The sequence below is a fragment of the Citrobacter sp. Cu096 genome (assembly GCF_030332285.1).
In the GTDB taxonomy this organism is placed as follows: Bacteria; Pseudomonadota; Gammaproteobacteria; order Enterobacterales; family Enterobacteriaceae; genus Citrobacter; species Citrobacter meridianamericanus.
This window is the reverse complement of the sequence record NZ_JAOWID010000030.1, coordinates 41,627-67,175: the sequence shown is the minus strand read 5'-3', so window position 1 is coordinate 67,175 and position 25,549 is coordinate 41,627. Positions and strand designations below refer to the sequence as shown.

Genomic DNA, 25,549 nt, shown 5'->3' with positions numbered 1-25,549 from the left:
GCCTACAAGTCATACCATTCCGCTCACTAACCTAAAACGGTCTTATCCCTCGCCCTACCGGCACCGCGCTCATCCACATCACTACCGCAGCAACAATAAGCACTGCACCACCGGCTAATGCCAGCGTTGTCCAGCCAATCTGTCGCCACAGCACCGGCGCTTTATGTCCGCTAAGTCTCACCGCCAGTGAGCGAAAACTGTGTACCAGCAGAGCCAGTGACGTAATCGTCAAAGAGGTTCCTGCCGCCATCGCCAACGCCGACGCCATGCCCCAGCTAAAGACGCCAACCACTTTACTGAACAGCAGCACCATAATTGCACCAGAGCAGGGACGCATGCCCATGGAGAGAATAATCATCAGCCGCGCGCGCCAGTCATCTCCGCTTTGCAGTTGTTCCGGCTTGGGCAAATGCTGATGCCCACAACCGCAGCCCTCGTGATGCACATGGTACGGCGTAAAGGCGGTGAATTTCGGGCGACGCAGCAGCTGGCGCAATTTCTTCAGCGCACGGACGCACAATAAAACGCCCAACATGCCAACCAGCGCATAACTTCCCTTCTCCAGCCAGAAACTGCTCATATGCAGCTGCCGGGCAGGCAGTTGAAGCACCGTGAGGACTACAACCACCAGTCCTATTGCCACCAGCCCCTGCAATAGTGAAGACGCCAGCGTCAGCCCAATGCTCGACTTGAGCTTCGACGGATGCGTCGCAAGCCAGGTCGTGATGACAATTTTGCCGTGCCCCGGCCCCAATGCGTGCAATACCCCATAAAGAAAGCTAAACAGCAGCAGAGATCCGCCCGCACGAGTGGGATTCGCGGCAACCGCTTTCAACAACCCGCTCATCTGCTGGTTAACGTCGCGCTGCCAGACGACACTTTGCATCATTACCTGAGGCCAGGCTTGCCATAGCCACAGCCCCCCGCCTGTCGCCAGCAACAAAAAGACCGCCAGCGGCCATAGCGTGAGCCAACGGCGTCTGGCTGCGCGTTGTTGATAAACTACTGACATTGCAGCGTCACCGTCTGTGCAAACTGTTTACCCAATTCCATATCCTCCGGCGGAGCGTCTTCTTTATCCAGCGACTGCGCAAAGCTCAGCATGTGTTCATTCGGCGTCGGCGTATGCATTGAAATATGGCATTGCTGGCTTATAGTCTGCGAAAGCCGGGCGTCGCTGTCTTTGTCATAGCTCATATCGACGTAGTAGGTCGGATCGAAGGTTGAAATAGTATATTTTTGACCGCTCAGTGGTTGAGCTTCGGCCAGCGGCAGAACGAACGTCAGCACCGCCTGGTGTTCTTCACGCTCCATGCCATATTCCGTCGGTCTGTTTTTAAACTTTACCTTTTTCCCATCGTGCCACACTTCGGTGAAATAGTGCTGCCCGAGAACGTTGGCCATCACTTCCGCCGCCAGTTTCTTCCAAATTTCATCGCCAGGTTTAGCATTCCCCGCGTCGTAAAGCAGATCCGCCGACGTGATTTCATCCATCGTCCAGCGCATTTTCAGCGCGACGAACCGATCATTCTCGCTCACGACTTCGGTTTTCAGATGAATAAAGCTGTGGGGATGCGCACCTGCGCCAAAGGACAGGACAGCGAGAAACAACGTCATAATGATACGTTTAACGCCTTGCATGAGTTCTCCACGTTAAAAATCAACACCGCCACAAATAATGATGCCGTATTTGGCGCAAGTGTGCCGAGGATACCATCGAACGAAAAAAAGTTGAGCACCCTTTTCCGGTATCGATTCAGTTCTCAATTTCGATAATTTATTCTTCATCAATGTCAGCCTAAATCCCTTTTTTACGCCACAACTTAAGTTAAATGAAAATAAAATGTTAATTAATGGTTTAATTTTAATGTTTTTTTAACTTTAAATTCATTCTCATCAATAAAAATCCGCTCAATTTTAACCAAAATATAACTGTTTATTTTCCACAAATTAACAATAACGGATATAGATCACATTCATCAAACTTGTGGTTCATTCCCTCTTCCATTCGTTGTTAACTTCACGCCGTGACATGTCCTGCCCCCTACAAAAGGTACAACTATGAAATTCAAACTCGCATTACTCAGTGCAACCCTGGTTTCTGCATGCATGTTGTCCGGCACGTCCTTTGCGGCGGAAAAATATGAAATTGCTGTGGTTGCCAAAGTCACCGGTATTCCCTGGTTTAACCGCATGGAAACCGGTGTTAACGAAGCAGCAAAAAAACTGGATGTGAACGCTTACCAGACCGGTCCGTCTACGCCGGATCCGGCACAGCAGGTCAAAGTGATTGAGGATCTGATCGCCAAAAACGTCAACGCGATCATCGTGGTACCGAACGATGCCAAAGTTCTTGAGCCAGTACTGAAAAAAGCGCGCGATAAAGGCATTGTGGTCCTGACGCACGAATCCCCGGACGAGCAAATCGGTCAGTGGGATATCGAAACCATCGATAGTGAAAAATACGCACAAGCCAACGTCGATGAGCTAGCAAAAAACATGGGCGGCAAAGGGGGTTATGCCATCTATGTTGGTTCGCTGACGGTCCCGCTGCATAACGCGTGGGCGGATTATGCAATCAAGTACCAGAAAGAAAAATATCCGGAAATGTTCGAAGTCACTTCACGTCTGCCGGTTGCGGAAAGCATCGATAAATCCTACGCCACAACGCTGGATCTGATGAAAACCTATCCGCAGATGAAGGGGATTATTGGTTTCGGCTCGCTGGGTCCAATCGGTGCGGGTCAGGCTGTACAGAAAAAACGCGCCAAAGATAAAATTGCCGTCGTCGGGATCGCCATGCCAGCACAAGCTGCGCCTTACCTGATGCGCGGTGATATCAAAAAAGCGCTGCTGTGGGATCCAAAAGATGCGGGCTATGCGCTGGTAACGGTCGCCGATCAGCTGTTGCAGGGCAAAGAAGTCAATGCCGATCTGAGTATCGACGGTTTAGGGAAAGCCGATATCGACACGGAGAAGAAAGTGATCCGCTTTAATAAGATCCTCGAAGTCACCAAAGACAACGCACAATCACTTGGTTTCTAAGGCTTTAGCCAACACCAGGGAACCTTAACGCCGACCGTCTGGTCGGCGCTATCAACCAAACTAACACTCAGCGTCCGTCAGGGCGCTCGCAGGGGTATTGTCCATGACAGACACCACCGCATTTATCACTCTTGAGAATATCAGCAAACAATTCCCGGGCGTGCTGGCGCTGGATAACGTGAATCTGACGCTGAGAAAAGGCGAAGTTCACTGTCTGGCGGGTCAAAACGGCTGTGGTAAAAGCACCATTATTAAAGTGATCTCCGGGGTTTATCACCCGGAAAAAGGCGCGCAGATTTTACTCGACGGAAAATTGTTCCATCACCTGACGCCGCAGCTATCTTCCCATTATGGCATTCAGGTTATTTATCAGGACCTGTCGCTGTTCCCCAACTTTAGCGTCGCAGAAAATATCGCGGTCAACCGCTATCTGCCGGGCGGTGATATCTGGGTGCGTCGTGGTGCTATGAAACAGCAGGCGCTGGCAGCCATGAAGCGTATCGGTGTGAACATCGATCCCGACAAAAAAGTTGAAAAACTCTCGATTGCCGACCGACAGCTGGTCGCCATTTGCCGGGCGATTGCCGCCGATGCACGTCTGGTCATTATGGATGAACCCACCGCCTCGCTGACCCGTCAGGAGGTCAATGGCCTGCTGAAGGTGGTTAACGAACTGAAAGCGGCTGGCATTTGCGTGGTGTTTGTCAGCCATCGCCTGGATGAAGTAATGGAAGTCGCTGACCGCATCAGCGTGATGCGCGACGGCAAACTGGTGGGCACGTACCCTGCCAGCGAACTGGACAGCCACGAGCTGGCTTTCCTGATGACCGGACAACGCTTCCACTACAGCCCGCTGCCGGAGAAATCATTCGACGATCGAGAACCCCTGCTTGAGCTGCGCAACCTCAGCCGCAGAGGCAAATACCAAAACATTAATCTGTCGCTGCATGGCGGCGAGATTGTTTCCATTGTCGGCCTGCTGGGCGCCGGGCGTACCGAGCTTTGTTTGAGCCTGTTCGGCATGACGCACCCGGAAAGCGGCGAGATGCATATTAACGGTCAGCCGGTCACGCTTCGTAATAACCACGACGCCATTAAGCACGGGATCGGCTACGTCTCAGAAGATCGCCTGACGCAGGGGCTGATCATGGAGCAGTCGATCTACGACAACACCATCGTCACGGTCTTTGATCAGCTGCACACCGGTAGCGGCTTGCTCGATCATCGTAAAGCGCAAAAGCTGGTCGCCGATTTAATCCGCGAACTGAATATCAAAGTGTCCGATCCGCACCTGCCGGTCAAAACGCTTTCCGGCGGCAATGCCCAGCGTATCGCCATTGCCAAATGGGTGGCAACCAATCCGCGCATTCTGATCCTCGACTCCCCGACTGTTGGCGTGGATATCGCCAACAAAGAGGGTATTTACCAGATCGCCCGCGATCTGGCGGAACAAGGTATGGCGGTGCTGATGATTTGCGATGAAATTCCGGAAGCGTATTACAACAGCCACCGCGTGCTGGTGATGCGTCGCGGCAGGCTGGTGGCGGAATTTAATCCTCATCACTGCCGTGAAGAGGAGATTGCTGAAGTGGTCGAGGTAATCAATGAATAAGATGCATCTCTCCCGTTTAATCGGGCAACATGAATTCTGGCTGGGCCTGCTGGTCGTGGCGCTGGCGGTTGGGCTAAGTGTCAGCACCGATGAGTTCCTCTCGCTCGGCAATCTGACAGATGTGGCCACCAGCTACGCGATTCTCGGCATTCTTGCCTGCGGGTTGTTTGTGGTGTTGATTTCCGGCGGGATCGACATCTCATTTCCGGCGATGACCGCAATTGCCCAGTATGCGATGGCCAGTTGGGTGATCGGCCACGGCGGCAACTTCGCACTGGCGTTAACCATTGCGATTGCGGTGGGGCTGCTTCTTGGGCTGATTAATGGCTTCCTGGTCTACTGGCTGCGCGTTCCGGCAATCATCATTACCATCGCCACGCTTAACGTCTACTACGGCCTTCTGGTTTACACCACCAAAGGCACCTGGCTGTACGGTTTCCCTGACTGGTTTATGAACGGCATTAACTGGTTGTCGTTCACCGCGGCAGATGGCTACGACTACGGCCTGACCCTGCCTCTGCTGTGCCTGGCGGCGGTGATCGTCTTTACCGCTGTGCTGATGAACTATACCCGTCTTGGCCGTCAGGTTTACGCCATGGGCGGTAATCGCGACGCAGCGTCACGCCTCGGTCTGAACCTGCTGAAGCTGCATTTCTACGTGTATGGTTACATGGGTATTCTGGCAGGCATTGCCGCCGTGGTTCAGGCGCAAATTACCCAGTCAGTTGCGCCCAATTCGCTGCTCGGTTTTGAGCTGACGGTGCTGGCGGCGGTCGTACTCGGCGGAACCAGCATGAGCGGCGGACGCGGTACGTTGACCGGAACCCTGCTCGGCGTTGTCCTGCTCGCCTTCTTACAAAATGGTCTGACGCTGCTCAGCGTCTCCTCTTACTGGCACACCGTGTTCAGCGGTGCCATTATCCTGGTCAGCATTAGTGCCACGGCCTGGAACGAAAAACGCAAACTGGCAAGGGAGCTTTGAGATGAAAACAATCGCCAGATTTTTACCCGGTGATGCCATCATTCGTCTGCAATGCGTCATTATTGTGGTCGTTGCCGTGGTCTTCTCAGCCCTGCTTGGCAGCCGCTTTTTTAGCGTCGCTAACTTCCAGTCGATAGGCTCACAGTTACCGATCCTCGGCATGCTGGCCCTCGGAATGGGTATGACCATGCTGACCGGCGGCATTAACCTGTCAATTATTGCCGGAGCGAACGCCTGCTCGCTGGTGATGGCAGCGATTATCGTCACCCATCCGGATAACCCGCTGTTTCTGGTGCTGGCGCTGCTGGCAGGCGCTGCCGTGGCGGTGGCTATCGGTACGCTCAACGGCGCGCTGATTGCCTGGGTCGGCGTCTCACCGATTCTCGCCACCCTCGGCACGATGACACTTATCTCCGGGCTGAATATTCTGCTCTCCAACGGGACGGTGATTTCGGGTTTCCCGACTGCCATTCAGTATCTTGGCAACGCCACGATTGCGGGTATTCCGGTGGCGCTGTTGCTCTTTTTCCTGGTGGCAATCCTGCTATGGGTACTGCTGGAGCACACCACGCTGGGGCGCAGTCTTTATCTCGTCGGCTCCAATGAACAGGCTACCCGCTACAGCGGCGTGAATACCGTGCGGGTACAAATTTCCGTGTACGTTATTTCAGCCCTGCTCGGCTGGGTCGCCGCCATTCTGATGATGGCGAAATTCAACTCGGCAAAAGCCGGATACGGTGAGTCCTACCTGCTGGTCACCATCCTTGCCTCCGTACTCGGCGGCATCAATCCGGATGGCGGCTTCGGACGCATTATCGGCCTGGTATTGGCGCTGATTGTGCTGCAAATGCTGGAAAGCGGCCTTAACTTGCTGGGGGTTAGCAGCTATCTGACGATGGCGCTGTGGGGCGCGGTGCTGATCCTCTTTATCGCATTACAGAATCGTAAAGCCTGATTTCAGGAGAAAAAATTATGGCAAGTTACTTTATTGGTGTGGATGTCGGAACCGGAAGCGCCCGCGCTGGCGTGTTTGATCTCAACGGCAGAATGGTCGGTCAGGCCAGTCGGGCCATCGAAATTTACCGTCCGCAGGCCGATTTTGTTGAGCAGTCTTCCGATAACATCTGGCAGGCAGTGTGTAACGCGGTTCGCGATGCGATTAACCAGTCGGATATCAACCCTATCCAGGTGAAAGGTCTGGGCTTTGACGCGACCTGTTCACTGGTGGTGTTGGATAAAGAAGGTAAACCGCTGACCATCAGCCCGTCCGGGCGCAGTGAACAAAACATCATTGTGTGGATGGATCACCGCGCGATTACCCAGGCCGAACGCATCAACGCCCTGCATCATCGGGTGCTGGACTACGTTGGCGGCATTATTTCGCCGGAAATGCAGACGCCAAAGCTGCTGTGGCTGAAGCAACATATGCCCAATACGTGGGCCAATGCAGGTTATTACTTTGACCTGCCCGATTTCCTGACATGGCGCGCAACGGGCGATGACACGCGCTCATTGTGTTCAACAGTGTGCAAATGGACCTACATGGGCCATGAAGACAAATGGGATGCCAGCTATTTCCGCCAGATTGGGCTGGAAGACTTGCTGGAACATGATGCCGCCAAAATTGGCCGTTACGTGAAAACTATGGGCGAACCGCTTGGTCACGGGCTGTCAGCACGCGCCGCCAGCGAAATGGGGCTGATACCCGGAACCGCGGTCAGCGTCTCGATCATCGATGCCCACGCCGGTACGCTCGGCACGCTTGGTGCCTGCGGTGTTTCCGGCGAGGTGGCTGATTTCGATCGCCGCGTCGCACTGATTGGCGGCACCTCCACCGGGCACATGGCGATTTCCAAAGAGCCACGTTTTATCGGCGGTGTCTGGGGGCCTTACTACTCAGCAGTACTGCCGGAGTACTGGCTCAACGAAGGTGGACAGTCAGCAACCGGGGCGTTAATCGACCACGTAATTCAGTCGCATCCCTGTTACGAAACCTTGTTGACCCAGGCGAAGTCTCAGGGGCAAACCATTTATGAAGTACTGAATGCGCTGCTGCGTAAAATGGCCGGAGAGCCGGAAGATATCGCCTTTCTGACCCGCGACATGCACATCTTGCCCTATTTCCACGGCAACCGCTCGCCGCGTGCCAACCCCACACTCACGGGGGGGATCACCGGACTGAAACTGTCGCGCACGCCGGAAGATATGGCGCTACAGTACCTCGCGACCATCCAGGCTATTGCGCTGGGAACGCGCCATATTATTGAAACGATGAATCAAAGCGGCTATACCATCGATACGATTATGGCCAGCGGCGGCGGAACGAAAAACCCGATCTTCGTCCAGGAGCATGCCAACGCCACTGGCTGCGCCATGCTACTGCCTGAAGAAAGCGAAGCCATGCTGCTGGGCGGCGCCATGATGGGGACTATCGCCGCAGGCGTATTCGACACCTTCCCGGAAGCGATGTCGGCAATGAGCCGGATTGGTAAAACGGTCACCCCGCAGACCAATCGCATCAAGCAGTACTACGATCGCAAATATCGGGTGTTCCACGAGATGTATCAGGACCATATGAAATACCGCCAGTTGATGCAGGAGGACGCATGAGTGATTCATGGTCTCAGGCCAGCGGCGTATTCCAGCTCTATAGCGATGCCCTTGCGGGTCTGGGGCAGCATTTGACTGAACCGCTCTGGCAGTCGCTGATGGCGGAGTTGCGCGGTTGTCAGGGTAAAATCGTCGTTACCGGCGTCGGTACATCCGGTATTGCGGCGCGTAAAGTCGCGCATATGCTTGCCTGCGTGGAACGTCCGGCGATTTATCTCAACGCGACGGATGCAGCGCATGGCGATTTGGGCTTCTTACGCGCTAACGACCTGGTGATTATGCTGTCGCGTGGGGGAAATTCGGATGAACTCACCCGACTGCTGCCAGGGCTAACAGCGAGGAATGTGCCAATCCTGAGCGTGACTGAAAACGCCGATTCGGCCATCGCTAAAGCGTCGAGGTTGGTGATATCCACCGGTGTCCAGCGAGAGGCTGACCCGTTGAACATGTTGGCTACCACCTCTATTTTACTGGTGCTGGCTATCTTTGACGCCGCCTGTGCCTGTCTGATGAGCGAGAGCGGCTACTCAAAGGAAACGCTGCTGGCGGTCCATCCGGGCGGCGATGTGGGATTAACGCTAAGTCGTGGGCGGTAACGCCAGACAGCTGTTACGGAGGTAATGAATTTGTTGCCTCCGTCGTATTGCTACGTTCACCTAAAATTTTCACTTCTCTGAAACGATATTCCCTGTGAACGTGTTAAGGGTATCAGCGCTTCAGAGAAATGACACTGCTGAGGTGAACGGAACCCTTTCTCTGCGAGAGCATGTTCATACCACCCTCCGCCAGCATTACCCCCTCTGGCATTTTTTATATCTCAACAAAAGATAAAACAGTGAAAAAGCGGATTAACGCGCTGCGTTCCACTCCCGCTATCTGATCCCCACGTGAAAAATTCTGTGACGCCCTCCAGCATTCCTGGTGGAAAGCATTCCATTCCCCAAATCTATGAGCAAACTTTAGCTATTCTTATCAAACATACTTACGGGAGATCCTACAGATGATGTCAACGCTTGCTCCGCCATCTGTACTTTCCGCTCCCCAGCGCCGTTGCCAGGTACTGCTGACGCTTTTCCTGCCCGGCCAAATCGCTACGGCTCAAACCTTTACCAGCCTCAATGGCGTTGATGATGCCACGGTCCAGGAAGATATTATTGGCGCAGGACTCGAAATCCAGCGTTATCATCGACTCGCGATTACCATCGCGCAACATGGTGGCTATACGATCGAAGGAACTCCGCTCAATCAGCGCCTGTGTCTGTTGCAGTGGCTGCGCCGTGGTTTGCGAATTTGCCCGACTTTTATCGCCCAGCATTTCACGCCCGCATTAAAAATGGAGCTGAAACAACGAGGTATTGCGCGGACGCTGTATGACGACACCAACCTGCATGCGCTTATTAACCTCTGTTCCCGGCGCTTGCAAAAACCCTTTGAGTGCCGTGATATTCAGTTCCTGCGCTTGTATTTACAGTATTGCCTGCTGCAACATCACGCAGGGATCACCCCGGAGTTTAATCCGCTCCAGCAACGGTGGGCGCAATCCTGCGCTGAGTATCCGCTCGCCGAGGAAATTGGCCGCCACTGGCAGCGCCACGTCATGCAAAGTGCGCCGCTGGGCGAATCGTTGTTTATGGCGTTGTTATTCTCAATGATCCGCATCCCCGACCCTATCCGCGATAATCACCAGCAGGATCGTCGCCTGCGTCTTGCTATTGCTCGGCTGGTGCTGCGTTTTCGCGAGTATGGCAACGTCCGCTTCAGCGATGAGCAAGGACTGAATGACCAGCTTTATATTCATCTTGCCCAGGCGCTTAACCGTAGCGTGTTTGCCATTGGCATTGATAACACACTGCCGGAGGAGTTCAGCCGACTTTATCCCCGACTGGTACGTACCACCCGCGAGGCGATACACGGCTTCGAAGCGGAATACGACGTGCAGTTTTCAGAAGAAGAGATCGGGCTGGTGGCGGTTATTTTCGGTGCGTGGCTGATGCAGGAGAAGGATTTGCACGAGAAGCAGATTATCCTGCTGACCGGTAGTAACGAACAACTCGAAATGCATATAGAACAACAGCTGCGCGAACTAACGCTGCTGCCGCTCAACGTAAAACATATGCCAATGCAGGACTTTCAAAAAGAGGGCGCGCCGCGCGGTGTAACGCTGATCGTCACACCATACACTACGCCGCTGCCGCTGTTTTCACCGCCGTTGATTCATGCGGATCTGGCGCTGACGTCTCACCAGCAGCAGCAGATCCGCAAAATCCTCGAATCATAACGTCGCAGGCTGCGCCACCACTTTCGGGCGCAGCACGATAGCCGGTAGCGCCACCAGCGCCATCACCCAGAATACGCCGCTGCCCAGGTTCTGGTACAGGTAACCGGCGAAGACGGTCATGATGGCGATACTGCCGCCCATCGCCACCGCGGAATAGACCGCCTGTAAACGAATCACTTCGCTGCCCTGTCGCGCCGCGATATAGCGCATTGCCGCCAGGTGACAGACTGTAAAGGTGCCACAGTGCAGGATCTGCACCACAATCAGCCACGGGAGCTCTGTGCTCCAGCCCATCAGCCCCCAACGAATCACGCCGCAAACGGCGGAAAGCAGCAGCAGATCGCGGGCGCTAAAGCGGCGGAACAACTTATGGCTGAGCGCAAAAATAATCACTTCCGCCACCACACCTAATGACCATAAATAGCCCACCGCCGAAGCGGAATACCCGGCAGACTGCCAGTAAATGGCGCTGAAACCGTAATAAGCCGCATGCGCGCCTTGCAGCAGACTCACGCAGGCCAGAAAACGCCAGCTTTGGGTTATCAGCGCGCGCCAGGCGGGCCATCCCGCACTCTCCTGCTGACGGGTTTCACCTGCGGGCTGCACGGTCGGGCGAATCATCATGCCCAGCAGCATCGAGGCGATGCCAAGCGACAGCAGGACCAGGATAATCCGATAGTCAAACAGGCTCACCAGCTTACCGGTCAACGCAGAGCCGATCACAAAGGCCACGGATCCCCACAACCGTACCCGACCGTAATCCATGGTTATCTGTTTTTGCCAGGTGTTGGCCAGTGCGTCGGTCAGCGGCACCAGCGGCGAGAAAAACAGGTTAAAGCCGACCATCACCACCATCAGCCACGCCACGTTGGTTCCCGCCCAGAAGGCCAGCGCAAACACCAGCGTCAACAGGGCCAAAATACGTAAAGCTGAGATCAGACGAGAGGGATCGCTTACGCGCGGCGCAATCAGTAAACTGCCGAGAAAACGGGCAATCAACCCAGTCCCCAACAGTAAACCAATCGTTTCCGGCGTCAGTCCCAGCCCTTCGAGCCAGACGCTCCAGAAAGGCAGAAAAATACCGTAGCTAAAGAAGTAAGTAAAATAACCGAGCGCCAGCCAGCGCGTGGAATGCAAAGCCATGAATCCCTCCCGTTTGGTGGCGATAGTCTGGCGACAAACGCTGGCTGGCGCAAGAGTGCATTAACACGCAGATAACATGATATTGGCCCTATTCGACGCAAATTTGCATCGTAAAATGGCAGCGTTCTCCCTGCGCTAAAACCTGCAACCCCGGCTGCCCCTGCATGTGGTGGGCATTCACCGGATGCGTCTGCGGCTCCAGGCACAGAAACGGCTCACCCGACATTCTGAACAGCATCAACCACGGAGTTTGCGCTAAAATCGTGATTTTCATCACGTTCCGCTGAATAACAGCCCGTCCGCTCCAGCCAGAATAACCGACGTTCAGCCAGCGATCCTCACCGTATTGCGCGCGCATGAAATCCGCTGCTGGCGGAAGGACACTTTGCCATTCCAGCGGCAGATGCTGTTCCCCCTCCGGCCAGTAGCCGCTGGCGGTGAACTGCGCCGTACTGTGCTTATCAAAGGCGAAAAATGGATGAAACCCGCAGCCATAGATCATGGGCTGCTCACCGCAATGGGTAAGCGTCAACGAGGCATGCAGGCTTGAGGTTTCCAGTTGATAGCAAAGCTGCGCCGTATAATCGTAGCCACAGGGATGCCAACTGCGCAACTGCAGCAAACAGCCGCTTTGGGTAGCGGTAATAATCTGCCAGCGTTGCAACCAGCCGTCACCGTGCAGGAAGAAAGTATCATCTGCGTCATGCTGAGGTAAAACCACCTCTTCACCACGTAGCTTAAAACGATTGCCCGCTACCCGATTTGCGACAGGCAGCATCGGAAACAAGCCGCAATCCCCCGGTTGCTGGCCCTGGCCTTCGCGTAAAACGGCCTGTTGATGTTGTAACGACACCAGACTCAATAGCGAACCGCCTTGCGGATCGACGCACATCCGCAGATGTGCGTTTTGTAGCGTCAGCAGACCATCCATCAGCGGGCGTTTCGCGGTTGAGCTGATGCGCCAACTTTTGTATGCTGCGCCGCCAGTTGCTCCTCCAGCGCTTCCAGCGTCACGCCTTTGGTTTCCGGTACATTACGCAGAACATAGATGAAGCCCATCGCGCAAATCACACCGTACAGCAGGAAGCTTCCCGACGCGCCAAGACTCGCATTGAGCAGCGGGAAGGTATAGGTTAGCAGGAAGCAGGCAATCCACAGCGCCAGTGTACCGAGCGACATTGCCAGCCCGCGTACGCGATTGGGAAAAATCTCCGACAGCAGCACCCAGGTCACCGGGGCCAGCGTCAGGGCATAAATCGCGATCGCCGCCAGAACCAGAACCAGAACCGGCCAGCCCATAATGCCCAACCCGTATGCCCCGGCAATGAGTACGTAGATAACCGTCAATCCTGACGCGCCGAACAACATCAGTTTACGACGGCCAATTTTGTCCACTAACGGCAGGGCGGCAAGAGTAAAGACCAGATTGATGATCCCCGTCGCCACGATCGATTTTAACGTACCGTTGATGTCGAATCCGGCGGAGGCGAAGATCTCCTGCGCATAGTTGAAAATAACGTTGATCCCACACCACTGCTGGAACACCGCCAACACCATACCGATAATCACGATCGGTTTAATTTGTGGTTGTAACAGCGTTGACCACGCGACTTTGTGGTTATCTTTTTGCAATGTATGTTCAATCTCTTTCAGCGTTTGCCCGGCATATTCCGCCGAACCAATGCGCTGCAGCATGGCACGAGCACGATCGACTTTGCCTGCTTTCACCAACCAACGCGGTGATTCAGGCACAAAGAACATTAGTACCAGGAAAATTACTGCGGGCACCAATTCCGCACCAAACATCCAGCGCCAGCCCGTCTGACCGTTCCAGCTTTCCACAATCGCCTGCTGCGTGGCGCCTGTGGCGACAGGTTCGGCTATCATCAGGTTGATAAGCTGCGCCGCCAGTACGCCAATCACAATGGTGAGCTGGTTAACGGCAACAAAGCGACCTCGCTTTTCCGCCGGGCTAACCTCGGCGATATACAGCGGGCTTAGCGCAGACGCCAGACCAATCCCAACACCACCCACGATACGATAGACAATAAACATGTCGAAATGACTGGCGACGGCGGTTCCCCATGCGGAAGCGCTAAACAGGATCGCCGAGAGAATCAGCGGCATCTTTCGACCAAACTTATCGGCGCACCAGCCGGAAATCAGTGCACCAAATACACAACCGACCAGCGCGGAACTCATCGCCCAACCGGATTGCGCCGGATCGGTAATCGAGAAATACGCTTCATAGAAAGGTTTTGCCCCGCCGATTACCACCCAGTCATAGCCAAACAGTAAACCACCGCAGGCCGCAACCAGGCAGATAGTCCAGACGTAACCAATCTTTAAATGTGTCTGCGCGTTATTCATTATGATTCCTCTTTCAGGGAAACGCAGGGGACAGAAGGTTTCGGGTGAGGTCGCCCCCACCCATTTCAGGTATTACTGGAAAAGCCTTACGTTAATGGCGTGACGCAGCAGTAATGCCTTGTCATGCGCCGGATTAAGTTGCAGGAGTTCATCAAGATCACGCTGACAGGCTGCGCTATTTCCCAACCCCAGATGCCCAAGCGCATTGATAAACAGGCAGTGTTGCTGGTGTTTTGCTTGTGCAGAGGTATCCAGCACCACCAGATCGGGTAGCGATACAGCAAAGAAATCGACATCCGGCACGTTCTCGCGATTCAACTCAACCCATTGCAGGAAGCTGTTGAACAGAACATCCGCCTCTGCATCTTCGCCAAGTTTTCTCTGCGCCATTCCTTGCCAGAAGAGATAGTCCACTGGCTGGTCGTTGTAGTAACGTCCTGCATCCAACGAGCTACCGCCACGCGTCGCACGGGAGAAGTAGCGCTGAGACTCGTCAAAATGGCCTTGTTGCTGCGCGCAATGCCCCAGCAAATACCAGATGTCATTATCCGTTTGTCCGGGTAAACGTCCCTCGCCGAGGTTTTGCGGATAGTGCAGCGCCTGTTGCAGCTGCATAATAGCCGTTTGCGGGTCGCCGGACTGCACGGCAGCCAGCGCGCGATGCAATTGATTAAGCAGATATTGCCCGGTGGCTTTGCCTTCACCGCCTTCCCACGGATGGAACACCCGCTCGCGTAATACTGCGGCAGCATCGTCATAGCGCCCCAATCCATTCCATAGGCTGAGCAGTTCCACCGTCAGATCATCACGCTGGAAGACAATCTCTTTGCTAGCTTCCAGTCGCTGCAGGCGCTGTTCAACCGGTTGTGCCATCAGCTTATTGAGATAGTCGAGTTCAAACAGGAAGCGGGCATTTTGCGGATCCAGCGCCACAGCCTGCGACAGATACTGTTTCGCCTGCTGCGCATCGTGCAGTTTGTTCCAGGCGTAGATACCCAGTAAACGATGCACCGGGGCAAAATCGGCTTCCTGCGCAAGCGTAAATTTCCAGCAGTCAACGGCCTCGGCATAACGTCGTTTGCTGTACCAGAAACAACCGAGTAAATAGCGAGCAAATGCGCTCTGTTCGAGGCTCTGCAGCATCTGCACTTCATCCAGCGTATTAGGGAAACGGACGCGGTTTTGCAGGCACGCGCGGGCTCGCTCAATGAAAGGTTGCGGGTCGTCGCTCAGTGAGGCGCGCCACAGCATCGGCAGCGTTTCCTGGCTGTCGAGCAGTTCCAGCACACCACGGGCAGCATCCTTTTGTCCGAAAGAGGTCAGCCAGCCCGCTAGTTCACACGCATTGGTCCCGCGACACCCGGTAATCGAAATCAGTGCTTGCGCCGTCGCCTCATCCTGGCAGATAGCCCAGCGCGCATAGTGCAGGGTATAACTGAGCGGATAATCCACCAACTGTTGGCGGATATAGTCCAGCGCTTGTTCACGACGATTAAGCCTGGACAACACCAGCGCTTTTAGCCCCATCGCCAGGTTGTTACTGCCGTTAAAGCGTAAGCTCTGCTCGACCTTTTCCAGTGCACCGGCGTAGTCCTGACGCTTCATCGCCAGACGCGCTAACGACCAGAATGCCGCATCCCGACAGTTACCGCTCCAGCTTGCCTTAAAATAGTTATCCCAGGCGCTGTCATCATCGCCCTGACGTTCCTGTGCGGCGGCCAGCAACATACTGGCCTCACCATCCCGTGGATTCTTATTGAGCTTATGCGCTCGCTCCAGCGCTTTGCCCGCACAATGTTCTGCCAACCCCCAGTCCGCGCGGTTTAACGCCAGCGTTCCGAGGGCAACATTATTGCGATAATCCAGCGGGTCAACCTCCAGCGCGCGACGATAATAATCTTCGGCATAGCGGCTGGCGTGGTTGTACTGCTCCAGATGCTGACCAATGAAATAGAGTTCATCGGTATTAGACAGCGCTTCTGGTCGTGCTGGCGCGACGGCCGCTGAAGGTAGTGGTAACTCTTGCGCGATGTGCTCTTTGTACTGCAAAAGCGAAGTACCATCGGCACCAGTGACAGTCATCGTTACCCGCGCATGGTTATTGTCAGACACATCAGCCAGCCAACTTTGTCCAGGCTCCAGGGTCAGCGTGTGCTCATAGAACGGTCGCCCATCGGCAGAAAGCGTAACCTGCACGTCGCACAGCGGCGCAATCGCATAAACCCCCACAGATAGCTGATTACTCTCACGTACCAGGCGCAGTGCCAGTTGCGTGCTGGCGTTTTGCACCATGCCCAGTTCGCTGTAGGGCAGGAAGTTTTGTACGAAGACTTTCTCTTCATACGGCGCAAGCCAGGTGAAATCCGGCTGGTTGTCGGTAAAGACCCCGGTCATCAGTTCAATATACGGACCGTTGTCATCGGTAAGGTTACGATCCCAGGCAACGCCAAAGTCGCCATAGCCCCAGGTCCACTGTTTTTTCCCTGGCGAAACGTGATGATCGGCCACATGCAGCAGCCCGCCTCGCTCACCGTGATGCCATGCACCAACAAAATCATAATCTGATTTTTCAGCCATGTAGGAGGTCGGTACAGGAACGTTTTTGTAGCGCGAGATATCCACGCCAGCCGAGTAGTCCACTTTGTAGTATGTGCCGGTGGCAATGGGAAATGCAGAAACATCGCGCTTACCGTGGTCAAATACTGCGGTCACATCCGGCGGAAACACGCTCTGATGATCGTCACCGCCCTTCACCGCTGGATTCGCCCACCATAAAAAATGGCGCGGCGTGGCGTTACCATTAAACACCTTCCCGGTTATCTCGATCAGAGCGCGATCCGGATACAGCGTAAATCCGGTCATCACCTGTAAACCGCGCATAGGTTCTACTTCACCCATCCATACAGTATATTCGCCATGCTCACCCTGCTGCTGCGTAAAATCGACCGGCATAAAAGTGGTTGGGCGATGATGCTGCGGCCAGTTAAATTCAATGCCACCAGAGATCCACGGTCCAAGCAAACCAACCAGAGCGGGCTTCACCACTTCGTTGTAGTAGACAAAATCGCGCTGCTGTACTTTGTCATACGCTCTATGAATACGCCCGCCTAACTCCGGCAACAGCATGACGCGAATGAAGTCATTCTCCATCCACACCGCCTTGTAGTCGCGCATTTCACGTTTGCCGGTCAGCGTATCAATCACGCCATACGGATACACCGCGCCAGAAGATCCCTGATAAACCCTTTTCTCCAGAAACATGGGGTTAGCGTCTTCTTCACCCGCCGTCCACGTTGGGAGGGTGATCGTTTCTTGCCAGACTTTAACTGAACCGTACATGCCGCTCTCCACTCAATAAACAAAAGTAAAAATTCAACTTGATGCTATTCTGCGGCAGTTAAGTGGCGGTAAAATGCGCAATGCTCACGCAATATAGTTAAGGGAGTTAAGTGAATGCAACGTTCGGGGTTCAACAACGCCAGGGTTCGTCAGGCGAATAAGCAGATCTTTTTATCGCACCTTTGGCGGGAAAAGCAGCTCAGCAAATCACAGCTGGCGCAGCTCACCAGTCTGTCGATCCCGGCGGTCAGCAATATCCTCGAAGAGCTGATGGATGAAGGGAGAATCAGCCACTCGCGAGAAACCTTAAGCCAGCGCGGTTTGAGCAGCGGCAGTTATCATTTGCCAGAAAAAGGCCCATGGACGCTATGTATCAACGTCACCCCTACCAGCATCACCAGTCAACTGGCAGACGCACGGCTGGTTGCCATCGGCGCCTGGCGTCATGAGGTCATCAAGCCGGAAACGCCCAAAGCGCTGCTGTCGGCCCTGGCTGCACACTGGCGGGAATACCGTCGACAATTTCCCGAAGTCACGATTAATCTGGCGCTCGGCGTTCACGGCCAGGTTGATCCGATCACCGGCGCATCAAAAACCATGCCCCAGGCACCGTGGAAAACACCGGTGGAAATAAAATATCTGCTGGAAGAGATGCTCGGCGTTCAGGTCCGCCTGGACAATGACTGCGTGATGCTGGCTCTGGCCGAAAAATGGCAAAACCCAGCGGCTAACGGTGATTTTTGCGTGATTAACGTTGATTACGGTATCGGCTCATCGTTTGTGATAAACGACAATATCTGGCGCGGTAGTCTGTATGGCAGCGGTCAGATTGGACACACCATCATTCATCCCGATGGAATTGCCTGTGACTGCGGTCGCTATGGTTGCCTGGAAACGGTAGCGTCATTGAGCGCGTTGAAAAAACAGGCCCGCGTATGGATGAAATCGCAGCCGACGTCCCTTTACGATCCGGAAACGCTCACCACCGACCAGCTTATTACTGCCTGGCAGAACGGTGATGTTCGTATTCAGGCCTGGGCCGAGCATGCCGCCAGCGCCATTGGGCTAAGTTTATATAACTTTCTGAATATACTGAATATTAACCAAATATGGTTGTACGGACGTAGCTGCGCTTTCGGCGATAGCTGGCTTAATACGCTGGTGCAGCAAACTGGGTTTAACCCATTTGATCACGGTGATAACCCGCGCGCCAGAGCGACTCAGATAAGCTTCGGCCAGCTCAATCGCGCCCAGCAACTCATGGGAATTGGCTATCTGTATGTCGAGTCGCAGCTCAACGAGTTGTAACCATTATACCTTCAGACTCACGGCCAAACGTTCATGTACCGTGGCGATAAAATCGGTCAGTGCCGGTTTGAGCGATCCTTTTTTCCACGCCATCAGCAAAGCAATGGTTGGGGCATCGCCAACAATAGGGCGAAAAACCACCTGCCCGGTATTAAAATTATTCATATAACCGGGTATCAAAGTCACCCCCAGCCCCATACCGACCAGGTTCATCGTCACCAGAATATTGGTCGCTACTTGCACAATATTGGGCTGGCTTTTCTGCTGCTGAAACCAGTTTTTGACAATCATCGCTAACGCGCCGGAATACGCAGGATCGGTGCTGACAAAATTCACCCCGTGCAGCTGCTCTGCGGAGATCGCTGGCTCATTGGCTAACGGATGATTCACCGGTAACACCACCACCAACGGCTCATGAATGAGCTCCAGATAGTCCAACTCCGGGCTGTAAACCGGGTGGCGCATTAAGCCCACATCCAGCTCGCCGCGCAGGATCTTCTCCTCCTGCTCAGTGGTTATCAAACTCACCAGTTCAATATGCGTATCCGGCTGCTTTAAACGAAATAAAGGCAGCACCTTCGGCAGTAAATTCACCTCTGCAGAAGGGACAAAACCAATAGCAAAATGGTTATCTTCCTGTACCGTTTTACGGGCGCGAACTTTGGCGTTTTCCGCCTGCTCGAGGATCGTCAGCGCATCCTGTAAAAAGCACTCTCCCGCCGCCGTTAGCGCAACTTTTCGCTTATCGCGCACCAGTAACGGAACGCCCACGCAGGTTTCCAGATCGCGGATCTGACTGCTTAACGACGGCTGGGAGGTATGCAATTTTTCTGCCGCTCGGGTGAAATTCAGCGCCTGCGCCACCGCCACAAAATAGCGTAAGTGCCTCAGTTCCATGCCCTTCTCCTTGTTATCGAAAAAATGTCTCAACTGGTAGAAATTTACTATTTCACAGATTGATAACTAACCAGCAACATCCTTATGGCACAAAAAATGAAGGTCAATACATCTTAGCTTTCAGGATTAAAAAATATGACCACACCCTCAAATTTAGACATCTACCAACTGATCGACACGAAAAACGGTCGCGTAACCCCACGGATTTATACCGACCCTGAAATTTACCAACTGGAGCTGGAACGCATCTTCGGTCGCTGCTGGCTGTTTCTCGCCCACGAAAGCCAAATTCCCAAACCCGGTGATTTTTTTAACACTTACATGGGCGAAGATGCAGTCGTGGTAGTCCGCCAGAAAGACGGCAGCATCAAAGCGTTTCTCAACCAGTGCCGCCACCGCGCGATGCGCGTCAGCTATGCCGACTGCGGCAATACTCGTGCCTTTACCTGTCCGTATCACGGCTGGTCGTACGGCATTAACGGCGAGCTGATCGACGTCCCACTGGAACCACGCGCTTATCCGCAAGGTTTATGCAAATCGCATTGGGGACTGAACGAAGTCCCTGGCGTCGAGAGCTATAAAGGGCTGATTTTCGGCAACTGGGATACCACCGCACCAACGCTTCGCGATTATCTCGGCGATATCGCCTGGTATCTCGATGGCGTGCTCGACCGCCGTGAAGGCGGCACCGAAATCGTCGGTGGCGTCCAGAAGTGGACTATCGACTGCAACTGGAAATTCCCCGCCGAACAGTTCGCCAGCGACCAGTATCACGCGCTGTTCAGCCATGCCTCTGCGGTACAGGTGCTGGGGGCGAAAGACGACGGTAGCGATAAGCGCCTCGGCGATGGTCAGACTGCCCGCCCGGTGTGGGAAACCGCCAAAGATGCGCTACAGTTCGGCCAGGACGGGCACGGCAGCGGATTTTTCTTTACTGAGAATCCCGATGCCAACGTGTGGGTAGACGGCGAAGTCTCCAGTTACTACCGTGACACCTACACGGAAGCCGAACAACGCTTGGGCAAGGTTCGCGCCCTGCGCCTGGCCGGTCACAACAACATTTTCCCCACGCTTTCCTGGCTGAACGGTACCGCCACGCTGCGCGTCTGGCACCCACGCGGACCGGATCGGGTTGAAGTGTGGGCGTTCTGTATTACTGATAAAGCCGCCTCCGACGAGGTGAAAGCCGCATTTGAAAACAGCGCCACCCGCGCCTTTGGTCCGGCCGGATTCCTTGAACAGGACGACTCGGAAAACTGGTGCGAGATTCAAAAACTGCTGAAGGGTCACCGGGCACGCAACACTAACCTGTGCCTCGAAATGGGCTTAGGCCAGGAAAAGCGCCGCGAAGACGGTATTCCGGGGATCACCAACTACATCTTTTCGGAAACCGCCGCGCGCGGCATGTATCAGCGCTGGGCCGATCTGCTCAGCAGCGAAAGCTGGCAGGATGTGCACGACAAAACCGCCGCTTACCAGCAGGAGGTGATGAAATGAGCGCGTTAGTTTCTCTTGAGCTGCATCATCGCATCAGCCAGTTTCTGTATGAAGAAGCACGTCTGCTGGACGACTGGCAGTTTCGCGACTGGCTGGCGCTGCTCGATGACGACATTCGCTACACCATGCGTACCACGGTCAATGCCCAGACCCGCGACCGCCGCAAAGGCGTGCAGCCGCCGACCACCTGGATTTTCAACGATAACAAAGACCAGCTTGAGCGCCGCATCGCACGGCTGGAAACCGGCATGGCCTGGGCGGAGGAGCCACCTTCCCGCACCCGTCATCTGATTGACAACTTACAAATCAGCGAAACCGACCAACCGGACGTGTTCGCCGTGCGCCTCAACTATCTGCTGTATCGCGCGCAAAAAGAGCGGGACGAGACGTTTTACGTCGGTACGCGCATGGACAAAGTGCGTCGTTTGCCCGGCGATGAGTGGCGCTTACTGGCGCGTGAGATCGTGCTGGATCAAGCGGTTATCACCTCCCATAACCTGAGTGTACTGTTCTGATGAGCCGTGTATTTGCCTGCTCCGCCACGGAGCTGCCGGATGGTGAAGCCCTCCGGCTGGAAACCTCGCCCGTCATCGCCCTGTTCAATGTTGGCGGCGAGTTTTATGCCATTAACGATCGCTGTAGCCACGGTAATGCCTCGATGTCCGAAGGTTATCTGGAAGACGATGCCACGGTGGAATGCCCGCTGCATGCGGCCAGCTTCTGCCTGAAAACCGGCAAGGCGTTGTGCTTACCTGCCACCGATCCGCTGACCACTTACGCGGTTTACGTGGAAGGCAGCGATGTATTTGTTGATATTCCAGAGGACGCCCGATGAGCGATTTACGCGATAACGTGGTTTTTATTACCGGCGGTGGCTCCGGCCTCGGCCTGGCGCTGGTCGAGCGCTTTATTGAAGAAGGCGCGAAGGTCGCCACGCTCGAACTGTCGCCAGCCAAAGTTGCCAGCCTGCGCCAGCGTTTTGGTGAACACGTGTTGGCGATAGAGGGCAACGTCACCTGCTACGCCGACTATCAGCGTGCGGTCGATCAAATCCTCACCGCGTTTGGCAAGCTGGACTGTTTTATTGGCAATGCGGGCATCTGGGATCATAACGCAACGCTGGTGAACACCTCTGCTGAGGCGCTGGAGAGCGGCTTTCACGAGTTATTTAACGTCAATGTGCTCGGCTATCTGCTTGGTGCAAAAGCCTGCGCCCCAGCGCTTATCGCCAGCGAAGGCAGCATTATCTTTACCCTGTCCAACGCCGCGTGGTACCCGGGCGGCGGCGGTCCTTTGTATACCGCCAGTAAGCATGCAGCTACCGGGCTGATTCGCCAGTTGGCCTACGAGCTGGCACCAAAGGTACGTGTTAACGGTGTCGGTCCGTGCGGTATGGCCACCGATCTGCGCGGCCCACAGGCGCTGGGGCAAAGCGATACCTCGATTATGCAGTCGCTGACGCCGGAGAAAATCGCCGCGATTCTGCCGCTCCAGTTCTTCCCCGACCCTGCCGACTTTACCGGACCGTACGTGATGCTGGCGTCGCGTCGCAACAACCGCACCTTAAGCGGCGTGATGATCAACGCTGATGCCGGACTGGGGATTCGAGGTATTCGTCACGTTGCCGCCGGGCTGGATCTGTAGGGAGTCGTTATGAGTGAACAGATTATAGCCATCATCGGCGGCGGTCAGGCGGGGGCAATGGCCGCCGCCGCGCTACGCCAGCAGGGGTTTAACGGGCCGTTACACCTCTTTTCTGACGAAGCGCATCTACCCTATGAACGCCCGCCGCTCTCCAAAGCCATGCTGCTGGACGATGCCCCGCAGCTTCAGCCGGTACTCCCCGCCAGTTGGTGGCAGGAACACAACGTGCAACTGCATCTCGGCGTTACGTTACGCCAGATTGATCGCGCCTCGCGTACGCTAACGCTGGCCGATGGTCAAACCTACCGCTGGTCGCAGTTGCTGCTGGCCACCGGCGCCGCTGCCAGGCCTTTGCCACTGCTCAATAAGCTGGGCGAGCGTTGCTTTACGCTGCGCCATGCTGGAGACGCCGAACGCCTGCGCGACGTGCTACAGCCGGGTAAGGCAATTGTGATCGTCGGTGCGGGCACGATTGGCCTGGAACTGGCGGCGAGTGCCACACAACGCGGCTGCACGGTGACAGTGGTCGAGATGGCGTCGTCGGTAATGGGCCGCAACGCCCCTGCTCCGGTGCGCGACTACCTGCTTGCCCGCCACCAGCAGGCGGGCGTGCGGGTGTTACTCAACAGCACCATTGAACACGCCGAAGCGGGGGAGTTTCTCTCGCTGACGCTGCAAAACGGCGAGACGCTGCTGGCCGATGCCGTGGTATACGGCATCGGTATCGTGGCGAATGATGCGCTGGCCCGCGACGCCGGTCTGGAAACGGCTAACGGCATTATCGTTGATAGCGCCTGCACCACCTCCGATCCGGACATTTTCGCCGCCGGTGATGTGGCGATAATGCGCTTGCCCGATGGTTCGTTAGTCCGTGTGGAAAGCTGGGAAAATGCCAATAATCAGGCACAGATTGCCGCCGCCGCAATGCTCAACCAGCCGTTGCCCCACAAGACACCAGGCTGGTTCTGGACCGACCAATATCGCGATAATTTGCAGTTTATTGGCGAAATGCAGGGGCAAACATGGCTATGTCGTGGCAACCCTGAAAGGGGGAAAGCAATCTGGCTCCAGTTGCGCGATGGAGCGATAATTGGCGCAGCCGCGCTCAACAACGGGCGCGAAGTGCGTGTACTGCGTAAGCTTATTCAGTCAGAGCGAGCCTTGAGCGAGGAAGCGTTGTGTGATGAAGGCGTGGCGCTGAAATCGTTATGACTGCTGCCTGATATCGAACATAAAAAAGGCCGCATTCGCGGCCTTTTTCACAGCTAACTATTGACGCTTACGCGTAAACCGGGAAGCGTGCGCAGATGTCCAGAACTTTACCTTTGACGCGCTCAATTACGGCTTCGTCATTGATATTGTCCAGCACGTCACACATCCAGCCAGCCAGTTCTTTCGCTTCCGCTTCTTTGAAGCCGCGGCGAGTGATTGCCGGAGAACCGATACGGATACCGGAAGTCACAAACGGGCTCTTCGGATCGTTCGGCACGCTGTTTTTGTTGACGGTGATGTTGGCACGGCCCAGCGCAGCGTCAGCTTCTTTACCGGTCAGGTTTTTATCAACCAGGTCCAGCAGGAACAGGTGGTTTTCAGTACCGCCAGAAACCACTTTGTAACCACGGTTCAGGAACACTTCCACCATCGCTTTGGCGTTTTTAGCAACCTGCTGCTGGTAAACCTTGAACTCAGGCTCCATTGCTTCTTTCAGCGCCACGGCTTTCGCCGCGATCACGTGCATCAGCGGGCCACCCTGCGCACTTGGGAACACCGCAGAGTTCAGTTTTTTGTACAGCTCTTCATCACCGCCTTTCGCCAGGATCAGGCCGCCGCGCGGACCCGCCAGAGTTTTGTGGGTGGTGGTGGTGACAACGTGTGCGTGTGGAACCGGGTTCGGGTAAACGCCTGCGGCAATCAGACCCGCAACGTGCGCCATGTCAACGAACAGGTATGCGCCGATGCTGTCAGCGATTTCACGCATTTTGGCCCAGTCAACCACGCCAGAGTAAGCAGAGAAACCACCGATGATCATCTTCGGTTTGTGTTCTTTGGCCTGCTTCGCCATATCTTCGTAGTCAATTTTGCCGGAATCATCAATACCGTAAGGAATGATGTTGTACAGTTTGCCGGAGAAGTTAACCGGGGAGCCGTGAGTCAGGTGGCCGCCTTGTGCCAGGTTCATACCCAGAACGGTATCGCCCGGTTGCAGCAGAGCGGTGTAAACAGCGAAGTTAGCCTGAGAACCGGAGTGCGGCTGCACGTTAGCGTAGTCAGCGCCAAACAGCTCTTTTGCACGATCGATAGCCAGTTGTTCAACGATATCAACGTACTCACAACCGCCGTAGTAGCGCTTGCCCGGATAACCTTCAGCGTATTTATTGGTCAGCTGAGAACCCTGCGCCTGCATAACACGCGGGCTGGTATAGTTTTCGGAGGCGATCAGTTCGATGTGCTCTTCCTGACGTACTTTTTCCTGCTCCATAGCCTGCCACAGTTCGGCATCATAATCGGCAATGTTCATTTCACGCTTTAACATCCGCATCTCCTGACTCAGCTAACAATAAAATTTTCGGCCTTAAAAGGCGGTCCGTAGGACAACGGCGAACAGTATAACCGAATCATTCTTCGATAACAGGTCTTGACAAAGGATTTTACGCAAACGATTACCTTCACGGTACGCAAGGCTTTGGAGAACAAAGGTCTGCTGAATTTCAACGGATTTCTTTTCAGGTTTGTGATGCAGATTTTTCACGATGTAACCTTTACAACGCAAAGTTACAAAGAACCATTTACAATGCAGGGGTATTTTTTATAAGATGCATTTGAC

At 54.7% G+C, this 25,549-nt stretch carries 21 protein-coding genes; 13 read left to right on the top strand and 8 right to left on the bottom strand.

What is annotated here, in order from left to right; translation table 11 throughout:
- Positions 1-31: 31 nt before the first annotated feature.
- Positions 32-1,012 carry a nickel/cobalt transporter gene (locus OGX99_RS14660; protein WP_210904476.1) on the bottom strand — a complete coding sequence of 327 codons (981 nt, stop codon included), beginning with the start codon at positions 1,010-1,012 and terminating at the stop codon, positions 32-34.
- Entirely contained in the window at positions 1,003-1,641 is a 639-nt protein-coding gene (locus OGX99_RS14655) for a DUF1007 family protein (protein ID WP_137375884.1), read from the bottom strand. Before OGX99_RS14655 ends, OGX99_RS14660 begins: the two co-directional genes overlap by 10 nt.
- A 420-nt stretch (positions 1,642-2,061) precedes the next feature.
- On the opposite strand from OGX99_RS14655, the gene OGX99_RS14650 reads away from it, so the two are divergent.
- The 7 genes from OGX99_RS14650 to csiE all read left to right on the top strand — a co-directional run bounded on the left by OGX99_RS14650 (position 2,062) and on the right by csiE (position 10,527).
- Positions 2,062-3,045, top strand: coding sequence for an autoinducer 2 ABC transporter substrate-binding protein (locus OGX99_RS14650; protein WP_003037665.1), 984 nt, complete (start codon positions 2,062-2,064; stop codon positions 3,043-3,045).
- Between the two features lie 103 nt (positions 3,046-3,148).
- Positions 3,149-4,657: a sugar ABC transporter ATP-binding protein gene (locus OGX99_RS14645; RefSeq protein WP_151217663.1), complete on the top strand. Its 1,509-nt coding sequence runs from the start codon at positions 3,149-3,151 to the stop codon at positions 4,655-4,657.
- On the top strand, positions 4,650-5,639 hold the full coding sequence (locus tag OGX99_RS14640) for an ABC transporter permease (protein WP_151217664.1): 990 nt from the start codon (positions 4,650-4,652) through the stop codon (positions 5,637-5,639). Before OGX99_RS14645 ends, OGX99_RS14640 begins: the two co-directional genes overlap by 8 nt.
- A gap of 1 nt (position 5,640) precedes the next feature.
- Positions 5,641-6,594, top strand: coding sequence for an ABC transporter permease (locus tag OGX99_RS14635; RefSeq protein WP_151224088.1), 954 nt, complete (start codon positions 5,641-5,643; stop codon positions 6,592-6,594).
- A gap of 17 nt (positions 6,595-6,611) precedes the next feature.
- Positions 6,612-8,249 (top strand): FGGY-family carbohydrate kinase, encoded by a 1,638-nt coding sequence (locus tag OGX99_RS14630; RefSeq protein ID WP_149692231.1) that lies wholly within the window; start codon positions 6,612-6,614, stop codon positions 8,247-8,249.
- Positions 8,246-8,845 (top strand): KpsF/GutQ family sugar-phosphate isomerase, encoded by a 600-nt coding sequence (locus tag OGX99_RS14625; RefSeq protein WP_151217666.1) that lies wholly within the window; start codon positions 8,246-8,248, stop codon positions 8,843-8,845. Before OGX99_RS14630 ends, OGX99_RS14625 begins: the two co-directional genes overlap by 4 nt.
- Positions 8,846-9,249: 404 nt before the next feature.
- Positions 9,250-10,527, top strand: a complete 1,278-nt coding sequence (gene csiE, locus OGX99_RS14620) for a stationary phase inducible protein CsiE (protein ID WP_151224090.1) — start codon at positions 9,250-9,252, stop codon at positions 10,525-10,527.
- Here csiE and OGX99_RS14615 read toward each other — a convergent pair.
- The 4 genes from OGX99_RS14615 to OGX99_RS14600 all read right to left on the bottom strand — a co-directional run bounded on the left by OGX99_RS14615 (position 10,522) and on the right by OGX99_RS14600 (position 17,379).
- A complete protein-coding gene (locus OGX99_RS14615) occupies positions 10,522-11,670 on the bottom strand; it encodes a 3-phenylpropionate MFS transporter (RefSeq protein WP_151217668.1) in 1,149 nt (382 codons plus the stop codon). The genes csiE and OGX99_RS14615 overlap by 6 nt on opposite strands.
- Positions 11,671-11,758: 88 nt before the next feature.
- Positions 11,759-12,601 (bottom strand): aldose 1-epimerase, encoded by an 843-nt coding sequence (locus OGX99_RS14610; protein ID WP_187253561.1) that lies wholly within the window; start codon positions 12,599-12,601, stop codon positions 11,759-11,761.
- Complete coding sequence (locus OGX99_RS14605; RefSeq protein ID WP_151217670.1) at positions 12,601-14,040, bottom strand: sugar porter family MFS transporter; 1,440 nt, start codon at positions 14,038-14,040, stop codon at positions 12,601-12,603. Before OGX99_RS14605 ends, OGX99_RS14610 begins: the two co-directional genes overlap by 1 nt.
- 72 nt (positions 14,041-14,112) lie before the next feature.
- Entirely contained in the window at positions 14,113-17,379 is a 3,267-nt protein-coding gene (locus OGX99_RS14600) for a DUF5107 domain-containing protein (protein WP_151217671.1), read from the bottom strand.
- Between the two features lie 114 nt (positions 17,380-17,493).
- On the opposite strand from OGX99_RS14600, the gene OGX99_RS14595 reads away from it, so the two are divergent.
- The gene (locus OGX99_RS14595) at positions 17,494-18,687 is read left to right on the top strand and encodes an ROK family transcriptional regulator (protein ID WP_286544026.1); all 1,194 of its coding nucleotides are present in this window, start codon (positions 17,494-17,496) and stop codon (positions 18,685-18,687) included.
- Positions 18,688-18,690: 3 nt separating this feature from the next.
- Here OGX99_RS14595 and hcaR read toward each other — a convergent pair whose 3' ends face one another.
- Positions 18,691-19,584: a DNA-binding transcriptional regulator HcaR gene (hcaR, locus tag OGX99_RS14590; RefSeq protein ID WP_286544024.1), complete on the bottom strand. Its 894-nt coding sequence runs from the start codon at positions 19,582-19,584 to the stop codon at positions 18,691-18,693.
- A gap of 135 nt (positions 19,585-19,719) precedes the next feature.
- On the opposite strand from hcaR, the gene hcaE reads away from it, so the two are divergent.
- From hcaE to hcaD, 5 genes are read left to right on the top strand one after another with little or no spacing between them, the layout of a single operon-like run.
- Complete coding sequence (gene hcaE / locus OGX99_RS14585) at positions 19,720-21,081, top strand: 3-phenylpropionate/cinnamic acid dioxygenase subunit alpha (protein ID WP_286544021.1); 1,362 nt, start codon at positions 19,720-19,722, stop codon at positions 21,079-21,081.
- Complete coding sequence (gene hcaF, locus OGX99_RS14580; RefSeq protein ID WP_151217674.1) at positions 21,078-21,596, top strand: 3-phenylpropionate/cinnamic acid dioxygenase subunit beta; 519 nt, start codon at positions 21,078-21,080, stop codon at positions 21,594-21,596. The genes hcaE and hcaF overlap by 4 nt, the downstream gene beginning before the upstream one ends.
- Positions 21,596-21,916: a 3-phenylpropionate/cinnamic acid dioxygenase ferredoxin subunit gene (hcaC, locus tag OGX99_RS14575; RefSeq protein ID WP_151217675.1), complete on the top strand. Its 321-nt coding sequence runs from the start codon at positions 21,596-21,598 to the stop codon at positions 21,914-21,916. Before hcaF ends, hcaC begins: the two co-directional genes overlap by 1 nt.
- Positions 21,913-22,725 (top strand): 3-phenylpropionate-dihydrodiol/cinnamic acid-dihydrodiol dehydrogenase, encoded by an 813-nt coding sequence (hcaB, locus tag OGX99_RS14570; protein WP_151217676.1) that lies wholly within the window; start codon positions 21,913-21,915, stop codon positions 22,723-22,725. The genes hcaC and hcaB overlap by 4 nt, the downstream gene beginning before the upstream one ends.
- Before the next feature lie 9 nt (positions 22,726-22,734).
- Entirely contained in the window at positions 22,735-23,937 is a 1,203-nt protein-coding gene (gene hcaD, locus OGX99_RS14565; protein ID WP_286544016.1) for a phenylpropionate dioxygenase ferredoxin reductase subunit, read from the top strand.
- Between the two features lie 67 nt (positions 23,938-24,004).
- Here the strand turns inward: hcaD and glyA are convergent, their stop codons facing one another.
- Positions 24,005-25,258, bottom strand: a complete 1,254-nt coding sequence (gene glyA, locus OGX99_RS14560; protein ID WP_187253566.1) for a serine hydroxymethyltransferase — start codon at positions 25,256-25,258, stop codon at positions 24,005-24,007.
- Positions 25,259-25,549 lie beyond the last annotated feature (291 nt).

Coding starts and splice junctions, on each gene's coding strand:
- OGX99_RS14660 (WP_210904476.1), bottom strand. CDS start 1,012: ATGTCAGTAGTTTATCAACAACGCGCAGCCAGACGCCGTTGGCTCACG.
- OGX99_RS14655 (WP_137375884.1), bottom strand. CDS start 1,641: ATGCAAGGCGTTAAACGTATCATTATGACGTTGTTTCTCGCTGTCCTG.
- OGX99_RS14650 (WP_003037665.1), top strand. CDS start 2,062: ATGAAATTCAAACTCGCATTACTCAGTGCAACCCTGGTTTCTGCATGC.
- OGX99_RS14645 (WP_151217663.1), top strand. CDS start 3,149: ATGACAGACACCACCGCATTTATCACTCTTGAGAATATCAGCAAACAA.
- OGX99_RS14640 (WP_151217664.1), top strand. CDS start 4,650: ATGAATAAGATGCATCTCTCCCGTTTAATCGGGCAACATGAATTCTGG.
- OGX99_RS14635 (WP_151224088.1), top strand. CDS start 5,641: ATGAAAACAATCGCCAGATTTTTACCCGGTGATGCCATCATTCGTCTG.
- OGX99_RS14630 (WP_149692231.1), top strand. CDS start 6,612: ATGGCAAGTTACTTTATTGGTGTGGATGTCGGAACCGGAAGCGCCCGC.
- OGX99_RS14625 (WP_151217666.1), top strand. CDS start 8,246: ATGAGTGATTCATGGTCTCAGGCCAGCGGCGTATTCCAGCTCTATAGC.
- csiE (WP_151224090.1), top strand. CDS start 9,250: ATGATGTCAACGCTTGCTCCGCCATCTGTACTTTCCGCTCCCCAGCGC.
- OGX99_RS14615 (WP_151217668.1), bottom strand. CDS start 11,670: ATGGCTTTGCATTCCACGCGCTGGCTGGCGCTCGGTTATTTTACTTAC.
- OGX99_RS14610 (WP_187253561.1), bottom strand. CDS start 12,601: ATGGATGGTCTGCTGACGCTACAAAACGCACATCTGCGGATGTGCGTC.
- OGX99_RS14605 (WP_151217670.1), bottom strand. CDS start 14,040: ATGAATAACGCGCAGACACATTTAAAGATTGGTTACGTCTGGACTATC.
- OGX99_RS14600 (WP_151217671.1), bottom strand. CDS start 17,379: ATGTACGGTTCAGTTAAAGTCTGGCAAGAAACGATCACCCTCCCAACG.
- OGX99_RS14595 (WP_286544026.1), top strand. CDS start 17,494: ATGCAACGTTCGGGGTTCAACAACGCCAGGGTTCGTCAGGCGAATAAG.
- hcaR (WP_286544024.1), bottom strand. CDS start 19,584: ATGGAACTGAGGCACTTACGCTATTTTGTGGCGGTGGCGCAGGCGCTG.
- hcaE (WP_286544021.1), top strand. CDS start 19,720: ATGACCACACCCTCAAATTTAGACATCTACCAACTGATCGACACGAAA.
- hcaF (WP_151217674.1), top strand. CDS start 21,078: ATGAGCGCGTTAGTTTCTCTTGAGCTGCATCATCGCATCAGCCAGTTT.
- hcaC (WP_151217675.1), top strand. CDS start 21,596: ATGAGCCGTGTATTTGCCTGCTCCGCCACGGAGCTGCCGGATGGTGAA.
- hcaB (WP_151217676.1), top strand. CDS start 21,913: ATGAGCGATTTACGCGATAACGTGGTTTTTATTACCGGCGGTGGCTCC.
- hcaD (WP_286544016.1), top strand. CDS start 22,735: ATGAGTGAACAGATTATAGCCATCATCGGCGGCGGTCAGGCGGGGGCA.
- glyA (WP_187253566.1), bottom strand. CDS start 25,258: ATGTTAAAGCGTGAAATGAACATTGCCGATTATGATGCCGAACTGTGG.